We start from the raw sequence: 13,910 nt of genomic DNA, 5'->3' as shown, positions 1-13,910 counted from the left end.
TCTCAGAGGTCGAGGGTCAACGTGTCGGAGTATGCACGAGAGACGCACGGCAGCATGTGCTCTCGCTGTTCGGCGGGATCGAGTCGGGTCTCGCGGTGGTCGGGTTCGCCGGCCAGGACGCGCACTTTGCAGGTACCGCAGAATCCTTGGCGGCACGAGTAGGCGACGGTCGGATCCTGGTCGACGATGACGGACAGCGCCGACCGGTCCGCGGGTACTTCGAGGGTGCGCCCACTGCGTGCGAGGGTGACGGTGAACGGGGTTCCACCCACGACGGGGGGTGCTCCGAACCGTTCGAAGTGCAGGGCGGACGCCCCGCAGTCGGCGAACGAGGTCCGCACCGAGTTCAGCATGGGTGTCGGGCCGCAGCAGTACACGGCCGAGTTCGCCGGCGCGGCGCCCAGAAGGTCTGCAGCGGTCGGGATTCCGTCGTCGAGGATGCGAACGCGCGAGGAGCCCCAGCTTTCGATCTCCTCCAGGAACGGCATGCTGTCCCGGGAGCGGCCGCAGTAGACGAAGGTCCAGTCGAGGCCGGCATCGCGCGCGGCGCGGACCATCGGAAGGATCGGGGTGATGCCGATGCCGCCGGCGACGAAGTGGACGGCGGGTTCCCCGGCGAACAGGAATGCGTTGCGTGGACCGCGCACGGTCACGGTGTCGCCGACGCGCAGTGCATGCATCCGAGCGGAGACGGTCCCGATGTGGCGCACCGCGATCCGGTAGCGCGAGGTGTCCTCGGGGTCGCCGCACAGCGAGTACTGCCGTCGGAGCGGTCCGTTCGCGTCGCCGTCGAGGTGGATGTCGATGTGGCACCCCGGCTGCCACCGAGGCAGCGGGGAGCCGCCGGCGTCGACGAGGTCGATCTGCACGACGTCACCGTCGGCGGTGATCGGTACGGCCGCATCGACGATGAGAGTCGCCGCGGTGTCCGGCGGGCGGAGTGCGACACGGGAGTCGTACGGCATCCGCGACAGGGCGCCGAGGTAGTTGCCGACCACGAGCCCGATGAGACCGAGAGCCCGGTCCGAGCGTGGGCGGCCACGGAGGTCGCGAGGCGCGTCGATCATCGCGACGCGGCCCGCGCGGCGGGCGACGAAGCCAGGTACGCGACGGCCTGAGCGGTCGAGCCTTCCTGGCTGGGGTGGTAACTGCGTCGGAAGTAGCGGGAGAGCCGCAGGCCGAGATCGATGGGCCCCGGCACCGTGCCCTTCTTGGCGGCACGACGCCATGCCAGTGGCGTGGGTCGGCGATGCGACGCGGGTGCATCGGCCAGGGTCGGGTCGTTCTGCATCAGGAATCGGGTGCCGCGGATCCACAGGTAGACCAGCAGCGGTGCGGCGAGGGCCTGCGTCCGCAGCCGGCGGACTTCACGCCGATCGAAGTAGCGCATCGTCTCGTAGGCGACGGACCGGTGCTCGACTTCCTCCGACCCGTGCCAGCGCAGCAGGTCGAGCATGGTCGGGTGGATGCCGGCGCGGTCCAGTCCCTCGGCATTGAGCACCCAGTCGCCCAGGAAGGCAGTGATGTGCTCGATGGCGGCAATGATGGCCAGGCGTTCGACCAGGTAGTTCTTCTCGCGGCTGCTGGTGACGGGCCGCGGACCGAGAACCTTGCCGAAGACCCAGTTCATCTGGTCGGTGAACGGCGTGGGGTCGAGGCCGCTGCGCTGGAGGTGCTCGAGAACGCCGGAGTGGGCGGACGAGTGCATCGCTTCCTGGCCGATGAAGCCGATCACGTCGTCGCGGAGCTTCTCGTCCTCGATGAAGGGCAGTGCCTGACGGAACGTCTCGACGAACCATTCCTCGCCGGCGGGCAGCAGCAGATGCAGAACGTTGAGCGCATGTGTGGAGAACGGCTCGTCGGGGATCCAATGCATCGGGAGGTCGTCCCAGTCGAAATGGACGTCGCGTGCCTGCAGCACCAAGTTGTCGGCGTCGGCCGTCATGGCAGGTCCTTTCGATGCATGATCACCGGCTGTGGTCCGGCTTACACAGATTACTATGACAGACGGTAACGGTAAAGCACCTCGGGTAACCGGGAACACATGTGATGTGAAACGAACTACCTTGCGAGGACGTCGACGGGACGGGACCCTCGGTAGAGGTCGGAACCTCGGACGCCGCTCGCGGCGCGACACTCAGTCAGGACATCCACATGGCGGACAACAAGAGAACTGCACGTCGGACGGATGCGTCCGGACGACCGCTCGATTCTCGGCATCCGCTGATGCGTCCCGTCGACCGAGCCGAGGCGCGCATGCACCGGATCCTGGTGACGCTGTTCCTGATGTCCGTGCCGTTCGCCGTCGTCGTCGGCGTGACTCTATTCCACTCGCAGCAGTCGTCCGCCCTGGAACTGGCCGCCCGTACCTCGACGGTCCAGGCGTCGACGACCATCGAGGCGCCTGCCGGCGTGGTGGCGTCCGATCAGTTCTCCCCCGTCGAACCGACGGTGCTCACTCCCGCGACGTGGACCCTCGACGGTACGAAGCACGTCGGGTCCGTCCCGGTTGCGGCCCACAGCCCGGCAGGGACGACCCTGCCGATCACCGTCGACGACCAGGGCCGTCGGACATCGCCGCCGCCGACCGGTGTCGACGTCGCCGTGGTCAGCGTCTTCGGCGCGGGAGCCCTCATCGGCCTGATCGCGCTGGCCCTGGTCGTCACTCGCTCAGCCCTCGTGCGCATCTACGACCGGACGCGCGAGCGCGACTGGGACGACGCACTCGCGCGACTGCTCTCCTGACTCAGGCGGTGCGGTTGGCCGCGGCCACCAGGGCCTTCGCGGTCGCCTCGGTCGCATTCGATCCGGTGCCCATCGCCCACGCGATGCGTGAATCCTGCTGTCCGCGAATGAACGTGACGATTCCCGTCTCGGTGATCTGCTGGTGGAACGACAGGATCTCGAGGTTCACCCCGGCGTCGTAGAGCATCGACGTGAATGCTTCGGCGGGGCCGTGGCAGGTCACCGACGAGCTACGGATCGTATCGCCGACGGCGAGAGTGGCCGTGAATTCGAACCGGCCCGCGCCCTTCGGCGCGCACTCCGCGGAACCCAGCCGGATCGGACCTGCAGTCGGCGAATACGTGCGGGCGAACTCTGCGAAGAACATGCCGTCAGCTTCCGCGCGCAAACCGTGCGGCAGGGGTGAGGAGGCATGAATGGCAGCCGAATTGTGCGAGAAGAAATCCGGCGTGAAGGAATGTGCGCTGGTACTCATAGCGAGGTCTTTCCGAGAAGAGGAAGGACCGACACGCAACCCGACGACCCGCAGCGGGGGGTCGGTCCGAGATCAGACCCCGCTGCGGCGGCGAACTACGAGAATGCGCGACATGGCTCCAGGTTAACCGTTCGTCGAGGTCACAGGCAAGACATATCTTTCTGCTCGGTTCTAGAACACGCGCTAGAGAGTCGCAGAGATGGCTACGATCGTTGCTACCGTCCCGTTATGGATCCCGTTCGCAATCCGTACGCACCCGGCGCCGGTCAGCGGCCACCCGAGCTCGCGGGGCGGTCGAAGCAACTCGACGCCTTCGATGTGGTGCTCGAGCGCATCGCTCGCGGTCGCCCCGAACGCAGCGTCGTGCTCACCGGTCTACGCGGCGTCGGCAAGACAGTGTTGCTCAACCATCTGCGGTCGGCCGCCATCTCCCGCAAGTGGGGTACCGGGAAGATCGAGGCTCGACCCGATCAGGACCTGCGCCGTCCCCTGTCGTCCGCGTTGCACATGGCAGTACGGGAAATCGCTGTGGCGCATCGTGATCCCGAGCGAGTAGATCAGTTCCTCGGCGTCCTCAAATCGTTCGCGTTGCGCGCATCTGCCGACAAGGGGATGCGGGACAAGTGGCAGCCGGGGATCGATGCCCCGGCGCTCAAGGGCCGCGCGGACACGGGCGACATCGAGATCGATCTGGTCGAATTGTTGATGGACGCAGCATCTCTCGCCCGCGATGTCGGTGTGGGCATCGCCATCTTCATCGACGAGATGCAGGACCTGGCGACCGAGGACATCTCGGCCATCTGCGGTGCCTGCCACGAACTCAGTCAGGATGCCGCGCCGCTGATCGTCGTCGGGGCCGGGCTGCCGCACCTCCCCGCGGTGCTGTCGGCGTCGAAAAGCTACTCGGAGCGGCTGTTCAGCTACCACCGCATCGATCGGTTGGATCGCCTCTCGGCCGATCGCGCCTTGATCGCTCCTGCGGAACGTGAGGACGTCGAGTACACGACCGAGGCACTGGATGCGTTGTACGAGGCCGCTGACGGATACCCGTACTTCGTGCAGGCGTACGGCAAGGCGACCTGGGATCACGCGGCGGACAGCCCCATCACTGTCGACGACGTCCGCGTGGCGGCACCGACCGCGGAGGACGAATTGGCCGTCGGATTCTTCGGATCCCGTTACGAAAGGGCAACTCCCGCGGAACGCGAGTACATGCGCGCGATGGCGGACCTGTCGGGCGACGACGGTCCCGTCTCCACCGCGAAGATCGCGGTGGAGCTGGGCCGTAAGCCTGCCTCGCTGTCACCCGCGCGCGACGGGTTGATCAAGAAGGGCTTGATCTACTCCGCCGAGCGCGGGTCCATCGGGTTCACCGTCCCGCACTTCGGCCGCTACCTCCGCGCGCAGACGGACTGATCAGGCGGACGGAACCCGCAGGATCAGGGCGTCGCCCTGACCGCCGCCGCCGCACAGGGCTGCGGCTCCGGTTCCGCCGCCGCGTCGCTTCAGCTCGAGGGCGAGGTGCAGGGCGATGCGGGCGCCCGACGCGCCGAGGGGGTGACCGATCGCGATGGCGCCGCCGTTGACGTTGACCTTGTCGGCGTCGATGCCCAGTTCACGGGTGGAGACGATGCCGACCGCGGCGAAGGCCTCGTTGATCTCGACGAGGTCGAGGTCGGTGGGGGCGATGCCTTCCTTGGCGCACGCTGCGGTGATGGCGTTGGCGGGCTGGGACTGCAGCGACGAGTCGGGTCCGGCGACGACGCCGTGAGCACCGATCTCGGCCAGCCAGGTCAGACCGAGCTCCTCGGCCTTGGTGCGGCTCATCACGACCACTGCTGCGGCGCCGTCGGAGATCTGCGAGGCGGAGCCGGCGGTGATGGTGCCGTTCTTGTCGAAGGACGGGCGGAGCTTGGACAGGCTCTCGGCGGTGGTGTCCGCGCGGATGCCCTCGTCGCTGGTGACGACGACGGGGTCGCCCTTGCGCTGCGGGATGCTGACGGGAACGACCTCGTCGTCGAAGACGCCGTTCTTCCATGCCTGCGCGGCACGCTGGTGCGACGCTGCGGCGAAGGAGTCCTGCTCCTCGCGGGTGACGAACTGCGTGTCGGCGTTGCGGTCCTCGGTCAGGGCGCCCATGGCCTGATCGGTGAAGATGTCGTACAGGCCGTCGTAGGCCATGTGGTCCTTCATGGTGACGTCGCCGTACTTGAATCCGCTGCGGCTCTTCTCGAGCATGTGCGGGGCGAGGGACATCGACTCCTGCCCGCCGGCGACGACGATGTCGAATTCCCCGGCGCGGATGAGCTGGTCGGCGAGGGCGATGGCATCGACACCCGACAGGCACACCTTGTTGATGCTCAGGGCGGGAACGCTGAGCGGGATGCCACCGGCATGAGCCGCCTGACGTGCGGGGATCTGACCTGCGCCGGCGGTGAGGACCTGGCCCATGATGACGTACTGGACCTGGTCGCCGGTGATTCCGGCCTTCTCCAGCGCGCCGGCGATGGCGACGCCGCCGAGGTCGGAGCCGGAGAGGGTCGACAGCGACCCCAGGAGGCGGCCGACGGGGGTGCGTGCGCCCGCCACGATGACGGATGTGGGGCGTGATGATGCGGTCATGCTGATTCCTCACTGCTGGTGAACTGGCTTCTCGTGACGGGCGGGGTTGTCGTGACGGGCAGGTCGTCGATCTCCAGGGCACGCAGGACCATCCTCGACAGTCGACGCCGCAGGAGGGTGATCGACACACGTCCCACGGACTGCGGTGTCGAGTTGAGCAATCCGAACGCGGCGTGGGCCTGCACCCGTGCGTCGTCCTCGGTGCGGTCCGGGTCGATCTCCCGCAGCGTCCGCACCCAGATCTCTATGTAGCGACGCTGTAGTGACCGCACCGTCCGCTGCGCGTCCGCAGGGAGATTGGCGAGGTCACGGAACTGGATCTCGATGAGTCGGGGTGAGGTGAGCGCGAAGTCGAGGTGGAAGTCGACCAGTGCTTCCAACGTCTCGAGGGACGACGGTGTTCCTGCAGCGACGACCGCGGCTCCACCCGAATGCAGGTACTCGGAGATCCCGACGAGCAGTTCGACGAGGACGGCTTCCTTGTTGGGGAAGTGTCGATAGACGGCCGGCCCGCTGATTCCGACGGCAGCTCCGAGGTCCTCGAGGCGAAGGCCGTGGTAGCCGCGCTCGGCGACCAGGACGGCGGCGGCGTCGACGAGGTTGGTCCGGCGCTCGGCCTTCATGCGGGATCGCTCGGTGGACGCGGTCGGACCGTCCGCGGTGCGGCGCTGGGACACCATCGTCTCGCTCCCCTTCCGCGTCGGCTGAGCACGCAGTTTACCGCACTCGGTTAGTCGGGATTCACTTGCAGAGGGGAGTCGACGCTATCCTGACGATCGGCCGTGGCGCGCGCCCGGTTGGCAGTACATTGAACGTGTATTCGCGCTGGTTTTCGACTGTGTACTCGGGGTCACGAGAGAGGGAACATGAACTCGGTGTCCTCGCCGTCCAGATCCATCGCGCCCTCCGCATTTCTCGCGCTGGGGTCCACGGCCATCGCGGTCTATGCGTTTCTTCCCGTCGGGATCCTCGCCAGCGCTGTGTACTGCGTGATCGCGGTCGCCGTCGTCGCGGCCGTTCCCGTGGGGATCCTGTCGGGCCGCAAGGTCAGCGCGCACTCGTGGTGGCTCATGGTCGTCGCACTCGGCTTGTGGGTCGCGGGTGATATCTACTACGGCATCGCCGAGAACACCTCGGGCGTGACCACTCCGTCTCCCGCGGACATCGCCTACGTTGCCGGGTACCTCCTGATCGGGTTCGCTCTCGTGTCCGTGCGAAGCGAAGGCACACCGATGCTCGGATTCCCCGACATCCTCGAAGCGGCGATCATGACCGCGGGCGTCGGTCTGGCGTCGTGGGTGTTCGCGTCGGGAAACAAGGATCCGGACGCGTCGATCTGGCTCGGGATCTTCTACACCGAATTCGACGTGTTCCTGCTCGTACTGGTCGTGTTCGTGGTCCTGCACCGTCGCGCCGGCTCCCCCACGCACTGGTTGCTCGGCTCGGCGATGGCGCTGATGGTGATCGCGGACTACGCGTCGTACGTGCTCGAGGCGGACGGCGTGATCACGACGCGGGTCCTCAACATCTGCTGGCTGGCGTCGTACCTGCTGTTCGGAGTCGCCGCGTTGCGGAAGGACGAACGTCCGCGGGTGAGCACGATCAGCAGAGCGCGAACCGGCATGACACGCCTGGTGATCCTGACGACCGCGGTCGCGATGACGCCGATCGCGATGAGTGTGCAACTCGCTCGCGGTGTGCCCGTGACGCAGTGGGGACCCGTCCTGGTCGTCGCGGCGTCCGTCATCGTGGCCCTGGGTGCCCTCCGGATGTGGTCGTTCCTGGCTCTGCTCCAACGTCAGTCGGCCGCGCTGCGGCGTGCGGCGGACACCGACATGGTCACCGGGCTGGCCAACCGTGCACTTCTGGGCCGCCGACTCGGGGAAATCCTCGGGCCCACCGGTCGTGACGGCGTGGCCCTGGTGTTGATCGACCTCAACCGGTTCTCCGACATCAACCAGACCTTCGGCTACACCGTCGGTGACCAGGTTCTCGCCGAGATCGGACACCGTCTGACGTCGGTCGTCGGCCCGGACGCACTGGTCGCACGACTCGGCGGCGACGAGTTCGCGGTCGTCCTCCCCGGCCCCTCCGACCGACACGACGCCGTGGCGACTGCGATGGCCGCGCAGCGCGCGGTGGGTGCACCCATGACTGTCCGCGACATCAAGCTCACCCTCGAGTGCTCCGTGGGAGTGGCGCTGTCCGCCGATCGGCCCAGCGTGGGGGCGGAGGAGCTGGTTCAGCGCGCGTACGCCGCCGTCGTCGCGGCCAAGACGCGGCAACCGAGACTCGCTGTGTGGGACCGCACGATGGACGTCGACCGGGTGGACCAGCTCCGGCGCATGGGCGAACTCGAGGACGCCATCGCGACGGGCGAACTCGAAGTCTGGTTCCAGCCCCGTCTGGACCTGCGGACCGGACGGGTTTCGGGTCTGGAAGCTCTTCTGCGGTGGCGTCATCCGACGGAAGGCTTGCTCCTACCCGCAGCCTTCCTGGCCAGCGCGGAGCAGACCGGCATGCTTCCGGCGGTGACCGCGTTCGTGTTGGACACCTCCATGGCGGCATGCCGCCAGTGGCGGTTGGCGGGCCTCGACGTCGACGTCGCGATCAATCTCTCCGTGCGTGACCTGGTGGACGCGTCGTTGGCGAACCAGGTGCAGACCTCGCTCGACCGACACCTCCTGCCGGGTTCGGCGGTGGTGTTCGAGGTGACGGAGACCTCGGCGATGATGGATCCGGAACGCTCCATCGACACCCTGGAAGCTCTTCGCTCACTGGGGGTTTCGATCTCGATCGACGACTTCGGCACCGGCTACAGTTCCCTCGCCTATCTCGCGTCTCTTCCGGTCCAGCAACTGAAGATGGACCGGTCGTTCGTCACCTCGATCTTCACCGACTCGGCGAATCTGGCCATCGTCCGTTCCACCATCGACCTCGCGCACAGTATGGGACTGCACATCGTGGCGGAGGGTGTGGAGGACGCGCGCACACTCGGCGTCCTGCACGGGCTGGGGTGCGACGCGGTGCAGGGTTTCCACATCGCCCGTCCCGTCCGAGCCGACCAGGTCCTGGCCACCGTGCGTTCCGTGAACATCTCGACCAGCGCGGCCATCAGCGGAGTGTGACCCGTGCCGCACCGCCGTGGGGACCCTTTGTAACGTGGGGTCGTCGACCCGACGAAAGGACCGCTCGTGCGCGCAGTTCAGGTAAGCACTCTTCAGGGCCCCGAAGCCCTGACCGTGGTGGACATCGACGAACCGACAGGTGACGGCGTCGTGATCGATGTGCGAGCCGCCGGTGTCGCCTTCCCCGACGCGCTGCTCAGTCGCGGTCTCTACCAGTACAAGCCGGAACTGCCGTTCGTGCCGGGCAGCGAGGTGGCGGGAACAGTGCGGTCGGCGCCCGAGGGATCGGGCTTCGCTGCCGGAGATCGCGTCGCGGCCCTCACCGGATTCGGCGGCGGTATGGCCGAGGTCGCCGTGGTGACTCCCGATCTGGTCTTCGCGCTTCCCGACGCGGTGTCGTTCGAGGCAGGTGCCGGACTGCTGTTCAACGATCTGACGGTGCACTTCGCCTTGCGTCAGCGCGGTCGTCTCGCACAGGGCGAGACCGTTCTGGTCCACGGCGCCGGTGGCGGCATCGGCACCTCCACGCTGCGGCTGGCTCCCGCCCTGGGTGCGTCCCGCGTGATCGCGGTGGTCAGCAGCGAGGGCAAGGCCGAGATCGCCCGCGCTGCCGGAGCATCGGACGTCGTGATGCTCGACGGGTGGAAGGACACGGTCAAGGAGTTGACCGGCGGCCGCGGCGTCGACATCGTCATCGACCCGGTGGGCGGTGACAGGTTCACCGACAGCATCCGCTCTCTCGCACCGGGCGGCCGATTGGTGGTCATCGGCTTCACCGGCGGCGACATTCCCACGGTCAAGGTCAACCGCCTCCTGCTGAGCAACGTGGAGGTCGTCGGCGCCGGCTGGGGCGCGTGGTGGATGAGCCGACCGGGGTACACCGCGACCCAGTGGGCCGAGCTCGAACCCCTTTTCGCCTCGGGTGAGCTGTCGGCTCCGGAACCGGTGGTCTATTCGCTCGAGGATGCGGGCGACGCCATCGCGTCTCTCGAGAACCGCACGGCCACCGGCAAAGTCGTGGTGTCGCTCGCGTGAGCGACGCGTACGAGGCCGGCCTGGCGGTTCGTCGCGAGGTCATGGGCGAGTCGTTCGTCTCCGCGGCTCTCGAGGGCAGTGCGGGCACCGATTCGGAGGCGTTGCAGACGCACGTCACGGAGCACGTGTGGGATGCGGTGTGGAACCGGCCGGGCCTGGACCGGCGCAGCAGGAGCCTGCTGAACATCGGCATGCTGATCGCGCTGCGCGCCGAACAGGAACTGGGCGGACACATCCGCGGGGCGTTGACCAACGGCCTCACGCGCGAGGAGATCGTCGAATCGGTGGTGCACGCGAGCGGCTACTGCGGTGCTCCCGCCGCGCTGGCGGCCATGCGTGTGGTGCAGCGAGTGTTGGACGAGGAGCTCGGCCCGCTCGAGTAGGCTCGTTCCATGCGCATAGGTGCCCACGTACGTGACTCGGAGAACCCGCTCGGCGAGGCCGGAGAGCTCGACGTCGATCTGGTCCAGCTGTTCGTGACCGACCCGCAGAAGTGGAACAAGCCGGTCGTCGGCGAGGGCCTCGAGGCCATCCATGCGAGCGACGTCGATGTCGTCGTGCACTCCTCGTACGTTATCAACGTCGCCAGCCTGAACAACCGCATCCGCATCCCGTCGCGCAAGGCGGTCGCGCAGCAGGCCGACGTGGCGGCGGAGATCGGCGCGCTCGGCATGGTCGTCCACGGAGGGCATGTTCGCGACGGCGAAGACCCGGCGGAGGGTATTGCCAACTGGCGCAAGCTCTTTGAGCGTCAGGCGGAGTCGGGCGGATTCGCGGTGCCGATCTGGATCGAGAACACCGCCGGAGGCGACTTCGCGATGGCGAGGCACTTCGACGGCATCGCCCGTCTGTGGGACGCAGTCGGTGAGTTCGGTGCAGGTTTCTGCCTGGACACGTGCCATGCCTGGGCCGGCGGTGAGGACCTGGTCGACGCTGTCGAGCGGATCAAGGCCATCACCGGACGCATCGACCTGGTCCATCTGAACAATTCGCGCGACGAGTTCGACTCCGCGCGAGACCGGCACGCGAACCTCGAGAGCGGCGAGATCGATCCACAGCTTCTCGCGGCAGTGGCGTCCGCGGCAGGCGCCCCGATCATGCTCGAGACGCCCGCCGACGGAATGAAAGCCGACGTGGCGTTCCTACGCGCTCTCTGACTCCGACTCGGTCTCGGACCGGACGCTCGCCAGCGCGAGCAGTGCGATGGTGGCGCCACCGGTCATCGCGATAGCCATCGCAGGACCGTCGTTACCCAGGACGCCGACCAGCGGCGCGATGAGCGCACCGATACCGAACTGTGCGGCGCCGAGAAGTGCGGCGGCGGTTCCGGCTGCCTCGCCGTGGCGTGAGAGTGCCAGTGCCGGTGAGTTGGGCATGACGAATCCGGCGGACGCGAGGACGAACAGCACGGGAACCATGAAGCCGACAATCCCGCCGAAGCCGGTGGTCGTCGTGGCGATGAGCGACGCCCCGGACAGAGCCATCGCGACGAGGGCGACCGTCACGATGCGCTGCGGGCTGAACCGCTGCAGAGCAAGCACATTGAGCTGCGACGCGCTGATCAATGCCACGGCGCCGATGCCGAACACGAGAGCGAACTGCTGCTCGCCCAGTCCGTAGCCGTCCTGCAGGACGAACGAGCTGCCGGAGATGTAGGCGAACAGTGCCGACATGCCCAAACCGGCCACCAGGACGAGGACGACGAACCGTCGATCACGGAGCAGCGAGCCGTACGTCCGCAGGACAGGGACGAACTCCGGCGGCCGGCGGCGTTCCTGCGGCAGGGTCTCCTTCAGCAGGAAGATGGCGACGAGCATCAGTGCCACACCGGCGACGGCAAGGCCCGCGAACACGCCGCGCCACGACCCGTGGATCAGAACCAGGCTGCCCAGGCTGGGGGCGACGATCGGTGCGACACCCATGACGAGGACGAGCCGCGACATCACGGTCGCGGCGGCTCTGCCGTCGAAGAGGTCACGCACGATGGCGATGGCGATGACCATCGCCGCCGCGGCGCCGAAGCCCTGCAGCGCGCGCATGAACCCGAGGACCGCGACGTTCGGCGCGATCATGCACAGCAGAGACGCCGCGATGTGCACGACGGTGCCGGCGATCAACGGCCGTCGACGGCCCAGCGAATCGGAGAGCGGTCCGATGACCAACTGACCGACGGCGAGACCGATGAGTGTTCCCGTCAGCGTGAACTGGACGGCGGCATCCGTCGAGCCGAGGTCGGTCGTGATCGCCGGAAGCGCCGGTAGGTAGACGTCGATAGTCAGCGGTCCGAGTGCGACGAGCGCACCGAGAACGAGAATCGTGCGCAGAGTGGAGGGGCCTGGCACGGTGGCGGTGTGCGCCGCCGTGCCGGTGTCGGTCGTGAGGGTGGGGTTCGTCGTCACCCGGAGTGCAGCACCGCCGAGCGCCGATGTGTTCCCGCCGCGTGTGACGGCTGGGTGAACAACTACCCGTGAGTCAGAGACGGGACTGTCGGGCGCGGCACATCGCCGCGGGCCAGCGCTGCCGAGAGCGAGTCCGCCCACCCCATCAGACCTGCGACATCGATGTCGTGGGGCGCATCCGGGTAGGTGCCGATGCGGTCCCTGCCTTGCGTCAGCAACGACGCGGCGCCGACGACGTTCCCACGCATCAGGTGGGTGAGACCCACCGCGAGTTGGGCGAGGCCCTGCCACAACTCGCGCTCGTGGGGCTCGGAGATCTTCCACGTGCCCTCGAGTATCTCGTGGGCGTGGAACGGCTTGCCCTCGTCGAGCAGCTGCTGCGCACGGAGAAGGGACTGCGCGGGTGGCAGCTGCACATCGTCGGGAATTCGCTCGACGCCCTCGGAGCCACGCGGCAGAGGACGACCCAGCCCGTCACGAGGACGCGCGTTCTGAGCCCGTCCCTGTGGATTGCGTTCGCGTTCCTCCGCGCGTCCCATCCCGCCGACGCTACGCGCCGACCTTGTCCGACAGCGCGGTCAGACGGTCGAGCTCGTCCGCCGTCAACGACAGAGCGGGAGCATCGGTCAGCGATCCGAGCTGGTCGATGCGGCTGGCACTCGCGATGGGCGCCACGATGCCGTTACGGGACAGCAGCCAGGCGAGAGCGACCGTCGGAACGGCTGTGTCGTGCGCCGCGGCGATGTCGGCGAGGGCACCGACCACGTCGAGCCCCTCGTCGGTGAAGTAGCCGGAGGTGATGCTCGAACGCGGAGTTCCCTCGATGTCCTCACGTGTGCGGTACTTGCCGGTCAGGAATCCCGAGGCCAGTGCGAAGTACGGGAACACGCCCAGCTGGTTCTGCTCAGCGAGGTCCATCAGATCGGGCTCGTAGCTGCGACGGTGCACCAGGTTGTAGTGCGGCTGCAGCGCCACCGGCACGTCGAATCCTTCGCGTCGGGCGATGTCGATCCACTGCTGTGCGCGCTCGGCCGTGTAGTTCGAGATGCCGACGTAGCGCACCTTTCCGGCCTTCACCAACGCGTCGAACGCGGCAACCGTCTCCTCCAGCGGAGTGTTCTCGTCGTCGAAGTGCGCGTAGTAGAGGTCGATGCGGTCGGTCTGCAGACGCTGCAACGACGCGTCGGCTGCGGCAGCGACCGTGCTCGCCGCCAGACCCTTGAACTGCGGGTGCTGGCTCACCTTGGTGGCCAGGACGACATCGTCGCGCCGACCCGTCGAGGTGAACCAGTTCCCGATCACCGTCTCCGACTCGCCGCCCGAGTTGCCGGGAGCGAAGGCCGAATACGAGTCCGCGGTGTCGATCAGCGAACCACCGGCTCCGAGGAAGGCCTCGATGATCTCGTGTGATGCCGCTTCGTCGCTGGTCCACCCGAAGGTGTTGGCGCCCAGCGCGAGGGGGAAGACGTCAAGGTCAGAGGTTCCGATACGCGTCATGTTCTGTGC

The 13,910-nt window shown here is 67.5% G+C and carries 14 protein-coding genes; 6 read left to right on the top strand and 8 right to left on the bottom strand.

Features of this window, described 5'->3' with window-relative positions; genetic code table 11:
- Positions 1-2: 2 nt before the first annotated feature.
- Both AC0IX4_RS08400 and AC0IX4_RS08395 read right to left on the bottom strand, forming a co-directional pair.
- Positions 3-1,067, bottom strand: a complete 1,065-nt coding sequence (locus AC0IX4_RS08400; protein ID WP_471828677.1) for a PDR/VanB family oxidoreductase — start codon at positions 1,065-1,067, stop codon at positions 3-5.
- Positions 1,064-1,945: a metal-dependent hydrolase gene (locus tag AC0IX4_RS08395; RefSeq protein ID WP_042576281.1), complete on the bottom strand. Its 882-nt coding sequence runs from the start codon at positions 1,943-1,945 to the stop codon at positions 1,064-1,066. The genes AC0IX4_RS08400 and AC0IX4_RS08395 overlap by 4 nt, the downstream gene beginning before the upstream one ends.
- Positions 1,946-2,154: 209 nt before the next feature.
- On the opposite strand from AC0IX4_RS08395, the gene AC0IX4_RS08390 reads away from it, so the two are divergent.
- Positions 2,155-2,745, top strand: coding sequence for an Rv1733c family protein (locus AC0IX4_RS08390; RefSeq protein WP_471828676.1), 591 nt, complete (start codon positions 2,155-2,157; stop codon positions 2,743-2,745).
- Position 2,746: 1 nt separating this feature from the next.
- On the opposite strand, the gene AC0IX4_RS08385 is transcribed toward AC0IX4_RS08390, so the two are convergent.
- Positions 2,747-3,220 carry an alpha-isopropylmalate synthase regulatory domain-containing protein gene (locus tag AC0IX4_RS08385; RefSeq protein WP_471828675.1) on the bottom strand — a complete coding sequence of 158 codons (474 nt, stop codon included), beginning with the start codon at positions 3,218-3,220 and terminating at the stop codon, positions 2,747-2,749.
- Positions 3,221-3,448: 228 nt separating this feature from the next.
- On the opposite strand from AC0IX4_RS08385, the gene AC0IX4_RS08380 reads away from it, so the two are divergent.
- Positions 3,449-4,636, top strand: coding sequence for an AAA family ATPase (locus tag AC0IX4_RS08380; RefSeq protein ID WP_042576278.1), 1,188 nt, complete (start codon positions 3,449-3,451; stop codon positions 4,634-4,636).
- Here AC0IX4_RS08380 and AC0IX4_RS08375 read toward each other — a convergent pair whose 3' ends face one another.
- Together AC0IX4_RS08375 and AC0IX4_RS08370 are read right to left on the bottom strand one after the other, a co-directional pair.
- On the bottom strand, positions 4,637-5,842 hold the full coding sequence (locus tag AC0IX4_RS08375) for an acetyl-CoA C-acetyltransferase (RefSeq protein WP_471828674.1): 1,206 nt from the start codon (positions 5,840-5,842) through the stop codon (positions 4,637-4,639).
- Positions 5,839-6,522, bottom strand: coding sequence for a TetR/AcrR family transcriptional regulator (locus AC0IX4_RS08370; RefSeq protein WP_471828673.1), 684 nt, complete (start codon positions 6,520-6,522; stop codon positions 5,839-5,841). The genes AC0IX4_RS08375 and AC0IX4_RS08370 overlap by 4 nt, the downstream gene beginning before the upstream one ends.
- A gap of 186 nt (positions 6,523-6,708) precedes the next feature.
- On the opposite strand from AC0IX4_RS08370, the gene AC0IX4_RS08365 reads away from it, so the two are divergent.
- The 4 genes from AC0IX4_RS08365 to AC0IX4_RS08350 all read left to right on the top strand — a co-directional run bounded on the left by AC0IX4_RS08365 (position 6,709) and on the right by AC0IX4_RS08350 (position 11,162).
- A complete protein-coding gene (locus tag AC0IX4_RS08365) occupies positions 6,709-8,970 on the top strand; it encodes a putative bifunctional diguanylate cyclase/phosphodiesterase (protein WP_471828672.1) in 2,262 nt (753 codons plus the stop codon).
- A gap of 66 nt (positions 8,971-9,036) precedes the next feature.
- Positions 9,037-10,005, top strand: coding sequence for an NADPH:quinone oxidoreductase family protein (locus AC0IX4_RS08360; RefSeq protein ID WP_471828671.1), 969 nt, complete (start codon positions 9,037-9,039; stop codon positions 10,003-10,005).
- Positions 10,006-10,046: 41 nt separating this feature from the next.
- The gene (locus AC0IX4_RS08355; protein ID WP_082518481.1) at positions 10,047-10,388 is read left to right on the top strand and encodes a carboxymuconolactone decarboxylase family protein; all 342 of its coding nucleotides are present in this window, start codon (positions 10,047-10,049) and stop codon (positions 10,386-10,388) included.
- A gap of 9 nt (positions 10,389-10,397) precedes the next feature.
- A complete protein-coding gene (locus AC0IX4_RS08350; protein WP_471828670.1) occupies positions 10,398-11,162 on the top strand; it encodes a deoxyribonuclease IV in 765 nt (254 codons plus the stop codon).
- Here AC0IX4_RS08350 and AC0IX4_RS08345 read toward each other — a convergent pair.
- From AC0IX4_RS08345 to AC0IX4_RS08335, 3 genes are all read right to left on the bottom strand, one after another.
- A complete protein-coding gene (locus AC0IX4_RS08345; protein WP_056074105.1) occupies positions 11,148-12,404 on the bottom strand; it encodes a multidrug effflux MFS transporter in 1,257 nt (418 codons plus the stop codon). The two genes, AC0IX4_RS08350 and AC0IX4_RS08345, sit on opposite strands and share 15 nt — an antisense overlap.
- A gap of 62 nt (positions 12,405-12,466) precedes the next feature.
- The gene (locus AC0IX4_RS08340; protein WP_056074104.1) at positions 12,467-12,943 is read right to left on the bottom strand and encodes a DUF309 domain-containing protein; all 477 of its coding nucleotides are present in this window, start codon (positions 12,941-12,943) and stop codon (positions 12,467-12,469) included.
- Between the two features lie 10 nt (positions 12,944-12,953).
- On the bottom strand, positions 12,954-13,901 hold the full coding sequence (locus AC0IX4_RS08335) for an aldo/keto reductase (RefSeq protein WP_056074395.1): 948 nt from the start codon (positions 13,899-13,901) through the stop codon (positions 12,954-12,956).
- Between the last annotated feature and the right edge of the window lie 9 nt (positions 13,902-13,910).

Source organism: Rhodococcus sp. AC861, assembly GCF_979256035.1.
This window is presented reverse-complemented; position numbering and strand designations above follow the sequence as displayed.

Coding starts and splice junctions, on each gene's coding strand:
- AC0IX4_RS08370 (WP_471828673.1), bottom strand. CDS start 6,522: ATGGTGTCCCAGCGCCGCACCGCGGACGGTCCGACCGCGTCCACCGAG.
- AC0IX4_RS08340 (WP_056074104.1), bottom strand. CDS start 12,943: ATGGGACGCGCGGAGGAACGCGAACGCAATCCACAGGGACGGGCTCAG.
- AC0IX4_RS08365 (WP_471828672.1), top strand. CDS start 6,709: ATGAACTCGGTGTCCTCGCCGTCCAGATCCATCGCGCCCTCCGCATTT.
- AC0IX4_RS08350 (WP_471828670.1), top strand. CDS start 10,398: ATGCGCATAGGTGCCCACGTACGTGACTCGGAGAACCCGCTCGGCGAG.
- AC0IX4_RS08390 (WP_471828676.1), top strand. CDS start 2,155: ATGGCGGACAACAAGAGAACTGCACGTCGGACGGATGCGTCCGGACGA.
- AC0IX4_RS08395 (WP_042576281.1), bottom strand. CDS start 1,945: ATGACGGCCGACGCCGACAACTTGGTGCTGCAGGCACGCGACGTCCAT.
- AC0IX4_RS08375 (WP_471828674.1), bottom strand. CDS start 5,842: ATGACCGCATCATCACGCCCCACATCCGTCATCGTGGCGGGCGCACGC.
- AC0IX4_RS08400 (WP_471828677.1), bottom strand. CDS start 1,067: ATGATCGACGCGCCTCGCGACCTCCGTGGCCGCCCACGCTCGGACCGG.
- AC0IX4_RS08385 (WP_471828675.1), bottom strand. CDS start 3,220: ATGAGTACCAGCGCACATTCCTTCACGCCGGATTTCTTCTCGCACAAT.
- AC0IX4_RS08355 (WP_082518481.1), top strand. CDS start 10,047: ATGGGCGAGTCGTTCGTCTCCGCGGCTCTCGAGGGCAGTGCGGGCACC.
- AC0IX4_RS08380 (WP_042576278.1), top strand. CDS start 3,449: ATGGATCCCGTTCGCAATCCGTACGCACCCGGCGCCGGTCAGCGGCCA.
- AC0IX4_RS08335 (WP_056074395.1), bottom strand. CDS start 13,901: ATGACGCGTATCGGAACCTCTGACCTTGACGTCTTCCCCCTCGCGCTG.